The sequence below is a fragment of the Falsochrobactrum shanghaiense genome (genome assembly GCF_003149535.1).
Lineage (GTDB): Bacteria > Pseudomonadota > Alphaproteobacteria > Rhizobiales > Rhizobiaceae > Brucella > Brucella shanghaiense.
Genome location: NZ_QGDB01000008.1, coordinates 20,732 through 35,504, shown reverse-complemented (window position 1 = coordinate 35,504; position 14,773 = coordinate 20,732). Strand labels below are relative to the sequence as shown.

The window sequence follows — 14,773 nt, the reverse complement described above, 5'->3', positions numbered from 1 at the left end:
TCAACCTCGACAGAAGCAACAATCAGATATCCGCATCATCAATTACCGGCCAACGGTGAGTAGTGCCCATAAAGCCAGCCGCCAACAGGATCATTCAGCCGACGTCGATCCGGGTACCCTAGGCCGGCAGCCAAACACCCGCTTCATTCCCCATTGACGCTGTGCCCGGTATAGAATGATGTGGCAATCAGCCCTTGCGCGGCGACATCGAGCGTCGGGCGCGATTAGCATCACTGCGGCGCCGGTCCATGGTAGCCCGAGCCGCGCATGAAGGCGAAGAATAACCGATTGGTAATTCGGAACCTTTGCAATCATCGGCGCAGATCTCGCCACCAATAATCGGAAATCAGCCGGACAAGCTCCGCTGGCTTTTGCATCGGCACGTTGTGCGATGCATCGATAGTCGCGAGCATTCGATTACGGCTTCCGGCCACGCGCGATTTCAGGTCTTGCAGGCGGTCAGCTGACAGACCATGCTGCGCCCAGATCAGCAGCATCGGCACATCGACCTGATCATAGATCGTCCTGTCCGGCCTGATCCGGCTATTTGCATCCGGCAAGCTGACTGTCCTGATCTCGTCGAAAGTCGGGCGGCGAAGCCAGCCGCCGTTCTTCTCCACGAAGCACCGTTCCAGCATATCGCGAAGCTGGGCCGGTTCTATGCCCGTATTAAACGGATCGCCATCAGCTGAGTTCACGACTTTTTCGATATATTTGTCGCGATCAGTTCGTGAAGTACGCCAGCCATATCGGAACAGATCGAAGAATTGACGCTGCGTAGCCTGCCAGTCTTCCTCCGTAAGAGGCGAATTTGCATCGCCGGTATCAAGCGTGAAGCCGTCGACGCAGACGATCGCCGATGCCTCCCCGCCCGACGCTGCATATGCCATGGCCGCATAGGCACCGGTGGAGTGCCCTATCAGGAGAGGCTGCTCCATCCGCGCTGCCGCCAGAACTGGCCCGATGTCGCGCCAATATTGTTCGGCATCGCTGGAATCAAGTAAAGTCTGGCCATGACCGCGCATATCGAACGCCATCACGCGAAATCGATGGCTGAGCAGTTCGGCCACTTGCCGCCACGCCAAAGCATTCTGGCCTGTGCCATGGATCAAAAGGCAGTCTGGACCGCTTCCACCATAATCGATCATGGCGAATTCGCCGACCGTTGTCTGTAGCGATGCCTCTGTAAATTGCATATCGCTATTTCTCGCTCCTTCTGGCAGGACGGGGCGCCTATCAGGCGATTGAGGAACACGTAATATCCCTACAAGTTCCATTCTCGACCCCAAGCAAAGGGTCGCCCGCAGGCGGTCATCTCGCTCGGCGGGTAAGCTGAATGCTTTCACGAACATTCATGCGATCCCACCACTTCCGCAGATTTGTTTTCGCGGAGAACATTTCCTGCCCCTCGGGCACCAATAAGAAGTAGTCGAGCATCGGGGCGACATAGAGATCGGCCAGGGTAATGTGATTGCCGGCAAGCCAAAGGCTGTCGCCCAGGAACTCGGCGAGGACGTCAATGCACACCGGCGATTTCGCCCGTGCCAGCGCTACACGACTTTCGTCAGCCGGTTCGCCTTTGGCCGCCTTTGAAACAAGCTCGATATACAATCCCCAAACGAGGTGCGGATAGATATATGCGTCAGCTATGCTGACGATCTGGTTCATCCGAGCTCGCGCCTTCGGTTCGACGGGTTGCAGCGCTCGCCCCCGAAAGGCGTCATCAACGTAACGGGTATCGTGACATCCATCCTCTGGACTACGATGGCCGATCGCTTCGCTGTCATTGAGACCATTATTCAGGAAACTTCTCCCACAATCATGAACCTTTCAAGACGTGTTCAGGCGCTCCCCTCACTCGCTGCGCTGGATACCAAAAGCTTCAAAGATTATGGCAAAGCCTATTGCGGCGGAGAAATAGAGAAATCGCTCCGCGCGGTTGCTGCCTGACAAATGGTCCAGGCTTTGTTCTCGTTTGCGCTCCGATAGCATCCACACCACAGTTGCTGGTCATGCGTTAGCTATAGGGCAGAACGCCGAAAGGTCTCTTTCGGACGGCCATGCTCGTAGCCGGGATTCCGCCTTTCTCATGGAAACATGCTAAATCACAGTTGATTGGCGTAATGCTGATACCGCTAATGCGTCACCTATCGGGGCGAGGCCTCAATCTAGAAAAATACGCGCAGCTACCCCCGGCTGACCGCTAACTGCGCATGTCTGGCAGGCATGTTGCAGAGCGCTCCTTATCCCGGTTCAGATTGACAGGAGAGTGGCACCGTGCATTGCTGGCTGACCCGGGTTGGCGGGACCGGGCGAAGGTTGTTCGGGCATAGGTAGGGGCGGTATCTGTTCAGGCTCGTCGGGGCTGAACGGCGCCTTGTCCGGTTCAGGAATGGTTTCCGGCGGCTCGACCGGAATGCCTTCCGGCTCATTTTCCGGTATTTCCGGCGGGTCGGACGGTGTCCCGGAACCCACAGATCGAATGATCCATTCGTCGATCCAGATTTTCATCGGTCTCTCCCTTGTTCAAGGCGGGCTTAAGGCTGGTCAGCCTTGCCATAAGCCTTGCGCAGTTCCTTTTTGGCAGCTTCCAGCACTTGCTTGCGCTTTTCCGGCAAATTCTTGCCAGCTCGGTTGATATAGAAGGTCAGCATAGACATGGCCGAGCGAAATGGCTCCGTCTTGCGCTTATGGCTCTTGTCAGCCGAGCGTTTCAGGGAGGCTGCAATTTCCTTCGGATCATCCTGCTCGAACACATGCGGTTCGAGATCTAAAGCATCGCTATGATCGGTCACTTCGGCTGACCATTTCTTTGCGTGGGCCATATCAAAACTCCCCTCTTGCGAATATCGATAACCGCCAAGGATAGCGGATGTTCCCTTTCGCTTGTTTGCTCCAGCGGCCCAAGAACATGCAGCGCTACCAAGCTTCGACGCTCTTGCTGGAAGAAAGGCTCTGCAAGCTTGTTGCTCTGCCCCCTTGAAACCGGACCCGGCCCGGAACCTCGCCACCCTTTTGAAGATTGCCCTTTGTTCTTCCTGATCCCGCATTTTGGGAACAAATAGCCCTCCTGAAAGGTTTGTGGTTCAAAGCCAAAATGGAGGAAAGAAAATGGACCACTCTGCTCACGTCCGTCTGACGAACGAGGAACTCACGCCCGCTAATATTGAAGGTGCAACTATATATGGTGTCGACGATGAGAAGGTCGGGACTGTGGACCATATGCATGGAGCGGGTAGCGGAAGTACCGTTACTGTCGACGTTGGCGGTTTTCTCGGAATCGGGGCCAAGCCCGTCGCCGTGCCAATCAGCAATCTTGATTTTATGCGCGACGAGAATGGCGAGGTTCATGCGGTGACAGGCTGGTCCAAGGAGCAGCTTAAGGAAATGCCGGAACATCGTGATTAATCAGAGTAAAAGCCCGGGTAATGCCCGGGTTTTTGCCTCAACGATAAGAAAAAAGCTCCAGATCAGAGCTTGTTCTGCCTGCTATTGCCCAGGTGATAGCTTGGGAGGCGATCAACGCGAATGTAATTCCATTGCCGCCGAAGCCACATCCTTCCTCCAGTGAGAAGATATTACGCTATCCCGGAAAATAAGGAGACGAAAATGCCCGCAAAATCCAAAGCACAACAACAGGCCGCAGGTGCGGCTTTGGCTGCAAAACGCGGAGATAAGCCAAAAAGCGAACTGCGCGGCGCATCGAAAGAAATGGCCAAGTCCATGAGCGAAAAGGAGCTTGAGAAAATGGCTTCCACCAAACAGAAAGGCAAACCCGAACACAAATCCAAGTCGTGACAATACCAACAGCAAGCAATCAATCATAGGTGTAGCGAATGGATTTGCGGTCGGTCACCACCTCCAACGCAGCCTTAATAATCGCAACTGTTCGCCTGGATTATTCCGATGCGTGCATGAAACAAAATCCTTCCTGGCGGGTTAGGTCAGTAGTCGTCGGGATTTCATTCAGACGACAGGGATATTCGCAAACATAATGAGGAGGAGCCTGCAATGGCCAGCACCAAACAACGCAATCTCAACGATCTGTTCTATGACACGCTCAAGGATATTTACTACGCAGAACGCAAGATTTTGAAAACGCTTCCCAAAATGTCCCGTGCTGCTACCGATGAAAAACTCAAAAATGCCTTCGATAAACACCGGGAGCAGACCGAAGGCCATATAGAACGACTACAGCAATGCTTCGAGCTTCTCGGTAAACGCGCACAGGGCAAAACCTGTGATGCCATTGAAGGCATCATCGCGGAGGGGGAGGAAATTATCGAAGAGTTTTCAAACAGTCCGGCTCTTGATGCCGGGCTCATATCCTCTGCGCAGGCGGTCGAACACTATGAAATTACACGGTATGGCACGTTGAAACGCTGGGCCGAGACCCTTGGGCACAAGGATATAGCCAAGCTGCTGGATCAAACCTTGCAGGAAGAAGGGCAGACTGACAAAGACCTCACGAAAATCGCCGAGACCTCTGTTAATCTTCATGCTGAAGCGGCTTGATCGTCGTCCGTTTGCCCGGATGAAAGTTTTCCACCAAGATAGGGCGATAAAACAAAGGCCTGGAGCGGTTCCGGCGATTTTGTTCAAACACGAGCCGCTCCAGCCCGCAAACAATGGAGCTTATGATGAAACGGACCATCCGATATTTCGCCAGCGCGGCTTTTATGCTGCTTGCGCCGGCTGCCTTGGCTCAAACCGCACCATCCGACGACGCACAGACTCCCGCAATCAGCACCCCTGGAAAAAACAACCCGCAGGCACCGGTGGCGGGCGAAAACAGCTTTACTGAAGATCAGGCCCGGGAGCGGATAATGGATGCGGGCTTTACGGACATCACAAATCTGCAGCTGGGCGAGGACGGCATCTGGAGCGCCGATGCTGCCCAAAATGGGCAAACTGTGAAAGTCCTTCTCGATTTTCAGGGAAACGTCACCACGAAATGACGGCAAGGCAGGGAAGCAAACAAGGAGATGAAAATGACTTATATCACAGGTCTATTTGACAATCACGACGAAGCGGCTGATGCTGTTCGCGCTCTGGAAGAAGCAGGTGTGTCGGCTGATAATATCAGTCTGATTTCCAATAATACAGACGGCAGATATGCTGAGGATGTATTGCAGGAGGAAGGCAGTGCGGCTACGGGCGCCAAAGCAGGAGCGGGTATCGGCGCGGTTGCTGGCGGTGGAGCAGGACTGCTGACCGGACTGGGCTTGCTATCCATCCCCGGTGTTGGTCCCGTTGTCGCTGGCGGCTGGCTGACTGCAACACTCGTCGGGCTGCTGGGCGGCGCTGCCGCAGGCGGTGTGACAGGAGGGCTCGTCGGCGCTCTCGTCGAAACCGGAGTACCGGAAGCAGAAGCCCATGCCTATAGCGAAGCCATTCGTCGGGGCAGTACCCTGGTCACGGTTCGTTGCGATGAAACCGACCGGGAGCAAGTGGAAGCCATTCTGGAAGATTGGGGTCGCGTTAATATTGCCCAACGACGCGATGCTTATGTTGAAGAGGGATGGGAAAATTTCAATGCAGCGGGCGCGCCTTACACAGCAGCCGAAATTGAACGTGAACGCCTGCGCTGGCGCTAAGAGTTCGTCCGAACGGATTTGAAGTTCCTGCAAGCAATTGTCATGCAATGGCTACGGCAATGACACAATCAGCAACTCTGCCTCGACAAAATAAACTTGAGCAACTCTGCGCTGAAGCGCAGAGTTGTCGACGGTGCGAACTCTATAAACACGCAACACAAACAGTTTTCGGCGAAGGTCCGATTGATGCTCCGATTTTCTTCGTTGCCGAACAGCCCGGCGATAAGGAGGACAGCGCAGGACGCCCGTTGATCGGTCCCGCCGGCAAGCTTTTTGACAGCTGTCTGAATGAGGCTCATATCGACCGTGCCGGGTGCTACATCACCAATGCCGTAAAACATTTTCGTCATGTCCAGCGCGGTAAAAGACGCCTGCATCAACGACCTTCCACCAGCCACATCGAAGCATGCCGATGGTGGCTTCGGCAGGAAATTGAATTGGTTCGGCCGAAAATTATTGTCGCTCTGGGTGCAGTTGCCGCGCGTTCCCTTTTCGGCAAGCCGGTAAAAATCGGGCAGATACGCGGTCGGTTACAGGAGTACGAAGATGATTTTATCTTTGTGACGATCCATCCATCCTATTTGCTACGCCTGCGTGCGCAAACCGGCTTCGATCGGGAACGATCATTATTCCTTGAGGAACTCGGCAAAATTTCTCAATTCGCATACGCTACCTGAACGTAATCTTTATTGGAGTTTTTCAGCTCTATCGCACTCCCCCTGGCATTTGAATTGCCGCGCGGCGCCACTCCGTCTGCTAGCGTACAGAAAATCCTTTGTGAAAATACAATGGTATAGACTCAAAACCTCAATGGAAATGGGGTGTGAGGGCGCAAAGTTGGTGCTTTGCCCGAAGTAGGACAAATGTACAGCGAGCCCAAATTGCATAATCGACTTCTTAAGAGCCTGCCTTCAGACGTTCTCGGTAATATTTATTCACTGCTGGAACCTGTTACCCTTGAGCGTGGCCAGATTATTGTTAGAGCCAATCGACCTATCGACTATCTTTACTTTCTTTGCGGCGGGATAGCTTCGGTCATCGCCACATCCACACGAGGACGGGTAGCAGAAGCCGGGATGGTAGGACGTGAAGGATTCTCGCCAACTTCGGGAGCCGTAGGAGCGACAACGAGCATTCATGACGTAATCATGCAGGTTAGCGGGTATGGTCACCGGATAGCTATCAGCGCAGCCATAAAGGAAATTAATCGCAATAGCATGTTTGCCAGTCTGCTTGCGCGTTACATTCACAGCTTTGCCTCGCAGATTTCCTACACTGTGTGGGCAAATGTAAATTTGCATATACACGAGCGACTGGCACGATGGCTGTTAATGTCCCATGATCGTACAGACGGCGATGAAATCATCCTGACCCACGATTTCATCGCGCTTATGCTTGGTGTCCGGCGTCCGAGCATCACCACCGGACTTCATTTGCTGGAAGGCAAAAGACTGGTGCGATCGGAGCGGGGACGTATCATTATACGTGATCGCAGAGGCCTTGAGGAATTCGCCGGCGAAGCCTATGGAAAACCTGAAAATGAATATAGCCAGCTTTTTGGCGACCGGCTCCGGCTATCGTAAGTTACGAAAAACCTTGCATCAAACGGCGATATTCCTTTTCGGGGCGGCCATAAGCATCATGGGCATATTGTTCCAGTCCCGAACGGTTGCGAATAATGATGACCCCGCGTTCCGACCGGATAAAGCCCAGTCCCTCCAGAACATGAAGTGAAGTCGTGACCGTGGGACGCCTGACGGCGAGCATTATCGAGAGGAATTCATGCGTAAGCGCTATTTCATTGCCCAATATCCTGTCATCACACATCAATAGCCACCGGGCCAAGCGTTGCGTAACTTCATGAATTGCATTCGAGACGGCCGTATAGGCAAGCTGAATCGAGAAGGCTTCAATCGAACGTATCATTATGTTTGAAAAACTGCGATTGCTGTCCATCCAACGACGGAAATTCTCATAAGGCATTTCATATCCCTGTGCCGCCACCTGGATAATGACATCATAAGGGCTGGTTTCCACGCCAGCTATTGCTGAAGTGGGAATATATCCATCGAAACCGAAAATCCCGGCCTCGGCCCGGCGACCTTCCGCAGTTGCCACAATAACCGAGCCAATACCATTCGTAAGAAAATAGACATATTCAATCGGTCTGCCCGTTTTCGCGAGCGTCAAACCGCGCGGAAGCTCGACATAGGTAATCTCGCGGGCAATGGCGTCGTAATCGGATGACGGAAGCAAAGCCAGGAGTTTGTTGGCCATCGCGCCTTGTGATGGAAAAGACATTCTTTATATCTCCCTGACCGCTTGCGTCATGAACAAGCGAAACAAGGGGTTGGTTCCAGAATATTTCGCGCCTGCCTCTGTACGCTATCGTACCCAGACAACGGATCGTGTTTTAGCGCTATCTATATCGCGCAAAGAGCGTATCGTTAAGATTTCGTATTCCAGGGAGGCCGATATGCCGTTGTTCAACGAAGCTAGCCGCATTTATTCTCCAAATGAAGTTAACTTCTTGCGTAGCTGCTTTTCTCAATCCGCAATCATTTTAGAAGAAAGTGACCGTTCCTATTCTGCCGAAGAGCTCGCTGGATGCATTATCCGGTTATATGAAAGCGGATTGCGGGATTTGAATTCCATTGCGGAACTCGCTGCAAGGCTTGCCCATTCAAAATTTACGGCTCGACATGACGAACTGGAAGCGCACTTGACTTCATTGTCCATGCCCGGCTGAGTTTCCGTTTTATTATGTCACAGAAGTTCCGGCAGCGATTCCTGTTTAAGTGGAGACATCGGAACTCCTTTAAGCCGTTATTTTATTTGGAAATCACGTTCAGACAGCAATCAGATGCAATATGAGAAAGAGCGGCCCTATATAAGGCCGCTCTGTTTTTATCGATTAATCACCAGTTACCGGCGGCGACGATAATCATAGTCGTCGTCCCGGCGCTCATCCCATCCCCGCCTTGCTGCACGGGAATGTCCTTCGGGGTCCCCATACCAGCCGCCATGGCCATGACCTGAGCTGGAACGATAATCATCATCCCGATTGGAATAGCGCCGGTCATCATCGCGGCTGGAATAGCTGCGCCGGTCATCATAATCGCGATCGTCCCGCCGTTCATCCCAGCCGCGCCGCGCCGCTTCTGCATGGCCGCGGGAATCTCCATACCACCCACGGCCACGATCATCATCGTCATCATCCCGCCGCGAATAACGGCGGCGATCATCATAATCGTGATCCTCGCGTCGTTCGTCCCATCCCCTGCGAGCTGCTTCTGCGTGACCACGAGAATCTCCGAACCAACCGCCATGACCGCTGCGGCTGCGATCATCATCATCATACCGGCCGGACCGACGATTATCGTCGTCATAAGTACGGGCATATCGGCGATGATTATCTTCTGATCGGCCCCTGTGGTCTTCACTTACAAAGCGGCCTTGCTCATCTCTTTCTGGCATATTACGTGGCATTTTATTCCTCCATTTTTACAAATTTGGCGTAAAGACGCCTAGTGAGCTTTGTAAAAAAGCTCCTCTCAGGCTCCCTTCCCGAAGCCATGAGTCTCTTGATGCGGTTATTATGCTGAACGGATTTTGATATTGTTCTGAACGTCTGAAACACCGAGACAAGCTTCAGCGCATTCTTCTGCTCGACGCTTATCGGAGCGTTTTTCTACCTGTCCCTGAAGCGTGACTTCGCCTTTTTTTACGCTCACCTCGATATCCGAGGCGTCGAGATCGGCGTCGTCCATCAAGGCGTCACAGACATCTTCCTTGATCCGCTCATCCGAACGAGTATAGCCCTTTGGGCCTTTCCCTCGATGTTGTCCGCCGGAGACAGAATATCTTTGCGTCCCGCTTCGCGCGCCTTCAGAAGAACGCTCATCCTTAAAAAAAGAGTCACGGCGCGGCGAATTATAGCTATAACGCTCGTCTTCATCGTCGTCATAACGCCGCCGGGACTGGTACTCGTCGGCATAGCGTTCATAATCGTCGGAGCCCCCGTATCCTCCCCTGGAACCCTCGAATCCCCGATTTCTGTATGGCTCGTTGTAATAGTCGCCTCGATCTTCACGCTGGTATCGGCCTGGCATAACCTTAGCTCCTCTGATAGTCGAATGACGGCTATCCCAACCGAGGTGGCCAGATATTGTTCCCGCATATTTATCGATTTTTCGAATTTGTTACCGGGGCGGGTACTTGAGCCTGTTTCCACCTCTCAATGAGGGAACCTGGCTATCAGCGGACAAATCCATCCACCTCGAAAAATCGGCGTCATATAATCACGAACTATAAGCCCAGGTCCGTGCCTCCCCAAATTGAGGATAAGTTCAATGGTCGCTATTGGAGCGAATAAAAAGTGCTTCCGCAATGGTTATCAGATCGCTCTCGCGATGACTTAATACAAAACCGGAAAAATCCGTTGCATCGAGGTGAGGATTGTTTGAAAATGCAAATATAAAAGGCACCGATATATCATCGAGTTTTGCTATGATCGGTAACACTTGATTAATTTCGAGCGATATATCAATTATAACTCCATCAATATTCTCTCGTTCCAGAAAATCAAGCGCGCTCTGTGTGGTATTGACGGGTCCCAACACCGTCGCTCCCATTTTCACAAGCTTACTTTGCGCCTCTTGCGAGAGTAAAAAGAGATCTTCAAAGACCAGAATTTTCCGATCGACGAATAAGCTAACTCTATTATTATATGATTGAACCATACCTGTTATTTGGCCATGGTTTGCAATGAAAGACAAGATATTGCGTGATTCAGGGCTGTTTTTTATACAACATCAGGAGATGTTTTGATTTCAGCGGGGCCGAAGCAAATTCACGCCCCTTCAATCAATATACTCAATTTACGGCGCGCACGATGCAGCCGGCTTTTTACTGTTCCAATCGAACAGCCACAAAGTTGTGCTGTCAGTTCGTAGCTTTTTCCTTCGAGCACAACCAGAGAAAGAACGTTGCGATACTTGGCAGGCAGTGATTGAAGGGCAATCTCTACATCCTTCGTTTCCATTACCACCTCCTGCGAAGCGTCTACAGTCGCTATAAAATATTCACCACGGCCGGGAATTTCGCGCTGTTGCATCCGATAATTTGTGCAAAACGTATTACGCATAATGGTAAACAGCCACGACTTGAGCGGAGAAAACGGTATATATCTCTGCCGGTTGGCCAAGGCTTTTAGCAAAGTCTCCTGAACCAGATCTTCCGCATTCTCTTTGTCACGGTAAAACGAGCGCGCGAAAGCGCGCAGCGCAGGAATCATGGCAACAAGATCGTCCGGCTGTAAAGCGTCGTTTTGAACCATCGCATCTTTACAAGACATCACGTCAGATTGATGCAAGGATGTGACGATGAACAAGATGGCTGCAGAGCCAAGTGTATGGTTAGCCGATTGGTTCGGCGTTCTGGGCCGCAGGCGCTGCTCGTATAAATTATTCGATGTGATTTTATCTTCGCGATCTGCTTCCGCGCCTTCCTTCCCGGGCGCCCGGCTTCCTTGAGCTCTCATTTGCTTGGAGTTTGATATCTGGCCTCGTAGGTGAATCTGTGCCATTTCTCTTCCTCTAGGGCTGCATGGACTACCCGCTGATAGACGATAGAGACGCTAACTCGCCATATTGATCGAGGTTCCCCAGAGTTTTTGTAATAGTGATCACTTTTGCGGGGAAGGCTGTCGCGCATTTGACGTAGTTCAACCTCAGCGCGTGAAGGAAAGAGAACGCGAAGCAGCAGATATTTCCAAATCCCCAGTTCTCAATAGTTTGGCCTCTTTTGGGAACTATCCGGGGCCAGCCCGGTTATGCTTTTTCTTGCGAGGGAAAAACCGTGCCGCATGCTTTCTGGAAGGGCTATCTTAAACTTTCACTCGTCACCTGCGCGGTCGAGCTTATGCCCGCGACGAGCGAGAGCGACAAAATTCGTTTCCATATGCTCAATAAGACAACGGGCAACCGTATCGTCAGCCGCTATGTGGATTCGCAGACGCATAAGATGGTGCGCGATGAGGATCAGGTGAAAGGTTTCGAGAAGGCCGAGGGAGATTACGTCGTTCTCGAAGATGAAGAGCTTGAATCTGTCGCACTGGAAAGCACCCGAACCATCGATGTCGACAAGTTCATTCCCTCTGACAGTATCGGCTGGATCTGGTATGATAAACCGCATTATCTCACCCCGTCCGACAAGGTAGGGCAGGAAGCATTTGCTGTTATTCGCGAGGCAATGGAAAAGAGCAAGGTCTTCGGCCTCGCCCGGCTCGTCATGTATCGGCGTGAAAGGGCGGTTTTGCTGGAACCGCGCGGTAAGGGAATTATACTTTGGACGTTGCGTTTCGGCGATGAGGTGCGCAACCCGGATGATTATTTTGCGCAGATCGAAAACAGCGAGCCGGAAAAGAAACTGGTCACCATGGTGCGTAAACTCATCAGGGAACGCACCGAAGGCTGGGATCCTGACGTGCTGCAAGATCCAGTGCAGAAAAATCTCAAATCCATGATTGCAGCGCGCAAAAAGAAACGCAAGCCAGCTGCCAGACCCAAGACCGAAGCCATAGCTCCTTCCGCGGGCAATGTCGTCAATATCATGGATGCGCTGCGCAAAAGCCTCGCTGGCGAGAAAAAACCGTCCTGAATTTATTTTGCTTTCGTTTTCGGCAGCGGGACTTCCGCCTTGCGGAAATCCTGCCAGGGATCGCTTTTGAGCGCGGACAGTCGCGTCGACGCATTCAGAACGGTAAAATGCGCCGGACCAATCGCCGGGCTCAACTCATTCCACGCAAGCGGCATGGATACCGCAGCCCCCGGCCGCGCACGCGGTGAATAGGGCGCCACCGCCGTCATGCCGCGCTGATTGCGCAGATAATCAATCAGGATTTTGCCCTTGCGCTTCGCCTTGGAAATCGTCGAGACGTAACGTTCCGGGCTGTCGGCCGCCATCTGATCGGCAATGGCCTTGGTGAAGGTCTTTGCAGCTTGCCAGTCGGCCCGGGGTTTGAGCGGAACCACCACATGCAATCCCTTCCCGCCAGAGGTTTTCACAAAGGCGGCGAGCCCCTGCTTTTCCAGCCGCTCCCTTGTTTCAAAGGCCGCTTCAATGACGCGCTCCCAGACAACCCCCTCCCCCGGATCAAGATCCATCGTCACCATATCGGGCTGTTCCCAGTTTTTGAGCGTCGAACCCCAGGGATGGATTTCGAGCGATGCCGCCTGCACCAGTCCGATCAGCCCATCGAAATCCTTTATGCTGATAAAGGGCTCCTCATCTTTGTCAGATGGGTCCTGCACTTCAACAATATGCTCATTCAGCCCTTTCCATCCATGTTTCTGGAAGAAATGCTCGCCCTCGATCCCCGTGGGGCAGCGCAGCAAGGCAAGCGGCCGGTTGATGATGAACGGCTCGATAAGGGGCCATATTTCGGCATAATAATCCGCAAGCCCCTGTTTCGTTACGCCTTCCTTGGGCCAGTAGACCCTGTCGGGATGGGTTAGTTTTACATCGGTCTCGGGCGTGGAGGCATCGGACGTGATAGCAGGCACAGCTTGTTTCTCCCATTTGACGTCCTGAGCGGGTTTATCGTCGCGCAGGCCGCGAAAAGCTGCATGACGCAGCCTTTTGTCTGCCGTCCAGGCGCGAAACTCGATTTCGGCAACAAGTTCCGGCGCAACGAACTTCACTCCGCGCTTTTCATCCGCTGTAAGCGGCACCATAAAAGGGCTTTCCTCCTGCCGCATGGTATTGAGCCGACTATAAAGCTCCTTTGCGCTCTTGACCGAAAAGCCGGTGCCGACCCGCCCGACGGGGATCAGGCCCTTCGTGTCATGGACGCCAAGAACGAGCGAGCCAATCGCACCACGCGTCGCGCTCGAGGGCACAAACCCGGCAATGACAAATTCCTGCCGGCCAATGCATTTCGATTTGCGCCAGTCCATGGTGCGGCCATTGCTATAGGTGGCATCCTTGAGTTTCGAGACGATGCCTTCCAGCCCCAGCCCGCAGGCATTTTTCAAAACCTCTTCACCAGCTGCCTCAAAACCCTCGCTGAAACGCACTGCCGCAGATGGTTGTGAAACGAGCTTTATTGCCAGCGCTTTTCGGTCCGACAGCGGCACCGCGCGAAGATCGTAACCGTCACAATAAAGAAGATCAAAGATGTAATAAGCGAAGCGGTCGGTTCGCCCATCGCCCAGATCACTTTGCAGCGCTGAAAAATCCGACAGGCCAGACTGATTTTCGACCACGATTTCGCCATCGAAAATCGCCGTTTTCACGCCCATAGCGAGCAGGTCATCCATGATGGCCTGCCCGAATTTTCTGGTCCAATCCAGCCCGCCGCGTGAATAAAGCGTCACATTACCGTCAGCCAGATGCGCCTGAATGCGATAACCGTCGAACTTAATTTCGTGCATCCAGCGATCCCCCTCGGGCGCATCGGCGACAAGGGTGGCAAGCGCCGGCTCTATGAAATCCGGCATCTTCGATTTGGCCGCTTGTTCGGGAAAGGTCGCTGGAGCAGGCAGAGCTTTCTTGGCAGTCGCTTTCTTGCGGATCGGTCCGGTTTTGGAAGACCAGCCCGGCTCTTCATGTTCAACTTCGGCGATCACGCGTCCGCTCTTCACCGATTGCGGTTGCTCATTGAGAATATCGGCATCCTGCCGATTTCTCGCAAATTCATCATCGCCCTTGATGAGCAGCCAGTTTTCGCGCTTTTCACCCGGCTTGCCATGCATGCGCACCAGATGCCAGCGGCCCTTGAGTTTTTCGCCCTCAAGCTCGAAGACCAGATGACCTTTTTCATATTGCTTGCGCGGGTCGCCCTCGGGCTTCCAGCGGCCCCGATCCCAGACAATCACCGTGCCGCCGCCATATTCGCCCCTGGGTATGGTGCCTTCGAAACCAGCATATTCCAGAGGATGATCCTCGACATGCACGGCAAGGCGCTTTTCATCGGGCACGAGGCTCGGCCCGCGCGTGACGGCCCAGCTTTTGAGGACACCATCCATTTCAAGGCGAAAATCATAATGCAATCTGCGCGCATCATGTTTTTGCACGACAAAGAGATTTCCCTTCATGCGCAAAGCGCGCCCGCGCGGCTCTTTGGTCAAGCTGAAATCACGCTTCTTGTAATAGGTATCAAGCGGCTGTCGCAT

At 53.0% G+C, this 14,773-nt stretch carries 20 protein-coding genes; 10 read left to right on the top strand and 10 right to left on the bottom strand.

Translation table 11 applies throughout. The annotated features are described in order from the left end of the window. Positions 1-311: 311 nt before the first annotated feature. Together DKP76_RS16490 and DKP76_RS16485 are read right to left on the bottom strand one after the other, a co-directional pair. Complete coding sequence (locus DKP76_RS16490; protein ID WP_158279453.1) at positions 312-1,196, bottom strand: alpha/beta fold hydrolase; 885 nt, start codon at positions 1,194-1,196, stop codon at positions 312-314. Positions 1,197-1,311: 115 nt separating this feature from the next. Beyond that, positions 1,312-1,668 (bottom strand): glutathione S-transferase family protein, encoded by a 357-nt coding sequence (locus DKP76_RS16485; RefSeq protein ID WP_109707842.1) that lies wholly within the window; start codon positions 1,666-1,668, stop codon positions 1,312-1,314. Positions 1,669-1,764: 96 nt separating this feature from the next. On the opposite strand from DKP76_RS16485, the gene DKP76_RS19070 reads away from it, so the two are divergent. Beyond that, positions 1,765-1,950: a hypothetical protein gene (locus DKP76_RS19070; RefSeq protein ID WP_146198939.1), complete on the top strand. Its 186-nt coding sequence runs from the start codon at positions 1,765-1,767 to the stop codon at positions 1,948-1,950. 303 nt (positions 1,951-2,253) lie between these two features. Here DKP76_RS19070 and DKP76_RS16475 read toward each other — a convergent pair whose 3' ends face one another. Next, positions 2,254-2,511, bottom strand: coding sequence for a chitin-binding protein (locus DKP76_RS16475; protein WP_199224833.1), 258 nt, complete (start codon positions 2,509-2,511; stop codon positions 2,254-2,256). A 26-nt stretch (positions 2,512-2,537) separates the two neighbouring features. Next, positions 2,538-2,825 carry a DUF3175 domain-containing protein gene (locus tag DKP76_RS16470; protein ID WP_109707784.1) on the bottom strand — a complete coding sequence of 96 codons (288 nt, stop codon included), beginning with the start codon at positions 2,823-2,825 and terminating at the stop codon, positions 2,538-2,540. A gap of 286 nt (positions 2,826-3,111) precedes the next feature. Here DKP76_RS16470 and DKP76_RS16465 point away from each other — a divergent pair, with 286 nt between their 5' ends. From DKP76_RS16465 to DKP76_RS16435, 7 genes are all read left to right on the top strand, one after another. Continuing rightward, the gene (locus DKP76_RS16465) at positions 3,112-3,408 is read left to right on the top strand and encodes a PRC-barrel domain-containing protein (protein WP_109707783.1); all 297 of its coding nucleotides are present in this window, start codon (positions 3,112-3,114) and stop codon (positions 3,406-3,408) included. 201 nt (positions 3,409-3,609) lie between these two features. Beyond that, positions 3,610-3,798, top strand: coding sequence for a DUF3008 family protein (locus tag DKP76_RS16460; protein WP_109707782.1), 189 nt, complete (start codon positions 3,610-3,612; stop codon positions 3,796-3,798). Between the two features lie 213 nt (positions 3,799-4,011). Then, positions 4,012-4,515, top strand: a complete 504-nt coding sequence (locus tag DKP76_RS16455; protein ID WP_109707781.1) for a YciE/YciF ferroxidase family protein — start codon at positions 4,012-4,014, stop codon at positions 4,513-4,515. Positions 4,516-4,640: 125 nt separating this feature from the next. Beyond that, the gene (locus DKP76_RS16450; RefSeq protein WP_109707780.1) at positions 4,641-4,958 is read left to right on the top strand and encodes a hypothetical protein; all 318 of its coding nucleotides are present in this window, start codon (positions 4,641-4,643) and stop codon (positions 4,956-4,958) included. A 33-nt stretch (positions 4,959-4,991) separates the two neighbouring features. Continuing rightward, positions 4,992-5,597, top strand: a complete 606-nt coding sequence (locus DKP76_RS16445) for a hypothetical protein (protein ID WP_109707779.1) — start codon at positions 4,992-4,994, stop codon at positions 5,595-5,597. Positions 5,598-5,656: 59 nt separating this feature from the next. Further along, complete coding sequence (locus DKP76_RS16440) at positions 5,657-6,274, top strand: UdgX family uracil-DNA binding protein (protein WP_109707778.1); 618 nt, start codon at positions 5,657-5,659, stop codon at positions 6,272-6,274. 186 nt (positions 6,275-6,460) lie between these two features. Next, positions 6,461-7,180 carry a Crp/Fnr family transcriptional regulator gene (locus DKP76_RS16435; protein WP_109707841.1) on the top strand — a complete coding sequence of 240 codons (720 nt, stop codon included), beginning with the start codon at positions 6,461-6,463 and terminating at the stop codon, positions 7,178-7,180. A 1-nt stretch (position 7,181) separates the two neighbouring features. Here the strand turns inward: DKP76_RS16435 and DKP76_RS16430 are convergent, their stop codons facing one another. Next, the gene (locus tag DKP76_RS16430; protein WP_109707777.1) at positions 7,182-7,898 is read right to left on the bottom strand and encodes a Crp/Fnr family transcriptional regulator; all 717 of its coding nucleotides are present in this window, start codon (positions 7,896-7,898) and stop codon (positions 7,182-7,184) included. On the opposite strand from DKP76_RS16430, the gene DKP76_RS19670 reads away from it, so the two are divergent. Continuing rightward, positions 7,867-8,346 (top strand): hypothetical protein, encoded by a 480-nt coding sequence (locus tag DKP76_RS19670; protein ID WP_245410257.1) that lies wholly within the window; start codon positions 7,867-7,869, stop codon positions 8,344-8,346. The genes DKP76_RS16430 and DKP76_RS19670 overlap by 32 nt on opposite strands. Before the next feature lie 169 nt (positions 8,347-8,515). Here DKP76_RS19670 and DKP76_RS16420 read toward each other — a convergent pair whose 3' ends face one another. The 4 genes from DKP76_RS16420 to DKP76_RS16405 all read right to left on the bottom strand — a co-directional run bounded on the left by DKP76_RS16420 (position 8,516) and on the right by DKP76_RS16405 (position 11,184). Further along, complete coding sequence (locus DKP76_RS16420; protein ID WP_109707776.1) at positions 8,516-9,040, bottom strand: hypothetical protein; 525 nt, start codon at positions 9,038-9,040, stop codon at positions 8,516-8,518. A gap of 153 nt (positions 9,041-9,193) precedes the next feature. Then, on the bottom strand, positions 9,194-9,709 hold the full coding sequence (locus DKP76_RS19870) for a BON domain-containing protein (RefSeq protein ID WP_109707775.1): 516 nt from the start codon (positions 9,707-9,709) through the stop codon (positions 9,194-9,196). A 237-nt stretch (positions 9,710-9,946) separates the two neighbouring features. Continuing rightward, positions 9,947-10,375 (bottom strand): response regulator, encoded by a 429-nt coding sequence (locus DKP76_RS16410; RefSeq protein ID WP_245410256.1) that lies wholly within the window; start codon positions 10,373-10,375, stop codon positions 9,947-9,949. A 74-nt stretch (positions 10,376-10,449) separates the two neighbouring features. Beyond that, positions 10,450-11,184: a sigma-70 family RNA polymerase sigma factor gene (locus tag DKP76_RS16405; RefSeq protein WP_342587844.1), complete on the bottom strand. Its 735-nt coding sequence runs from the start codon at positions 11,182-11,184 to the stop codon at positions 10,450-10,452. A 272-nt stretch (positions 11,185-11,456) separates the two neighbouring features. Here DKP76_RS16405 and ku point away from each other — a divergent pair, with 272 nt between their 5' ends. Continuing rightward, the gene (ku, locus tag DKP76_RS16400; protein WP_109707773.1) at positions 11,457-12,257 is read left to right on the top strand and encodes a non-homologous end joining protein Ku; all 801 of its coding nucleotides are present in this window, start codon (positions 11,457-11,459) and stop codon (positions 12,255-12,257) included. A 2-nt stretch (positions 12,258-12,259) separates the two neighbouring features. On the opposite strand, the gene ligD is transcribed toward ku, so the two are convergent. Continuing rightward, complete coding sequence (gene ligD, locus DKP76_RS16395) at positions 12,260-14,773, bottom strand: DNA ligase D (protein WP_109707838.1); 2,514 nt, start codon at positions 14,771-14,773, stop codon at positions 12,260-12,262.

Bases quoted from the DNA above. Each gene is read 5' to 3' on its own strand.
- DKP76_RS16490 (WP_158279453.1), bottom strand. From the start codon at position 1,196: ATGCAATTTACAGAGGCATCGCTACAGACAACGGTCGGCGAATTCGCC.
- DKP76_RS16485 (WP_109707842.1), bottom strand. From the start codon at position 1,668: ATGAACCAGATCGTCAGCATAGCTGACGCATATATCTATCCGCACCTC.
- DKP76_RS19070 (WP_146198939.1), top strand. From the start codon at position 1,765: ATGGCCGATCGCTTCGCTGTCATTGAGACCATTATTCAGGAAACTTCT.
- DKP76_RS16475 (WP_199224833.1), bottom strand. From the start codon at position 2,511: ATGAAAATCTGGATCGACGAATGGATCATTCGATCTGTGGGTTCCGGG.
- DKP76_RS16470 (WP_109707784.1), bottom strand. From the start codon at position 2,825: ATGGCCCACGCAAAGAAATGGTCAGCCGAAGTGACCGATCATAGCGAT.
- DKP76_RS16465 (WP_109707783.1), top strand. From the start codon at position 3,112: ATGGACCACTCTGCTCACGTCCGTCTGACGAACGAGGAACTCACGCCC.
- DKP76_RS16460 (WP_109707782.1), top strand. From the start codon at position 3,610: ATGCCCGCAAAATCCAAAGCACAACAACAGGCCGCAGGTGCGGCTTTG.
- DKP76_RS16455 (WP_109707781.1), top strand. From the start codon at position 4,012: ATGGCCAGCACCAAACAACGCAATCTCAACGATCTGTTCTATGACACG.
- DKP76_RS16450 (WP_109707780.1), top strand. From the start codon at position 4,641: ATGAAACGGACCATCCGATATTTCGCCAGCGCGGCTTTTATGCTGCTT.
- DKP76_RS16445 (WP_109707779.1), top strand. From the start codon at position 4,992: ATGACTTATATCACAGGTCTATTTGACAATCACGACGAAGCGGCTGAT.
- DKP76_RS16440 (WP_109707778.1), top strand. From the start codon at position 5,657: ATGACACAATCAGCAACTCTGCCTCGACAAAATAAACTTGAGCAACTC.
- DKP76_RS16435 (WP_109707841.1), top strand. From the start codon at position 6,461: ATGTACAGCGAGCCCAAATTGCATAATCGACTTCTTAAGAGCCTGCCT.
- DKP76_RS16430 (WP_109707777.1), bottom strand. From the start codon at position 7,898: ATGTCTTTTCCATCACAAGGCGCGATGGCCAACAAACTCCTGGCTTTG.
- DKP76_RS19870 (WP_109707775.1), bottom strand. From the start codon at position 9,709: ATGCCAGGCCGATACCAGCGTGAAGATCGAGGCGACTATTACAACGAG.
- DKP76_RS16405 (WP_342587844.1), bottom strand. From the start codon at position 11,184: ATGGCACAGATTCACCTACGAGGCCAGATATCAAACTCCAAGCAAATG.
- ligD (WP_109707838.1), bottom strand. From the start codon at position 14,773: ATGCGACAGCCGCTTGATACCTATTACAAGAAGCGTGATTTCAGCTTG.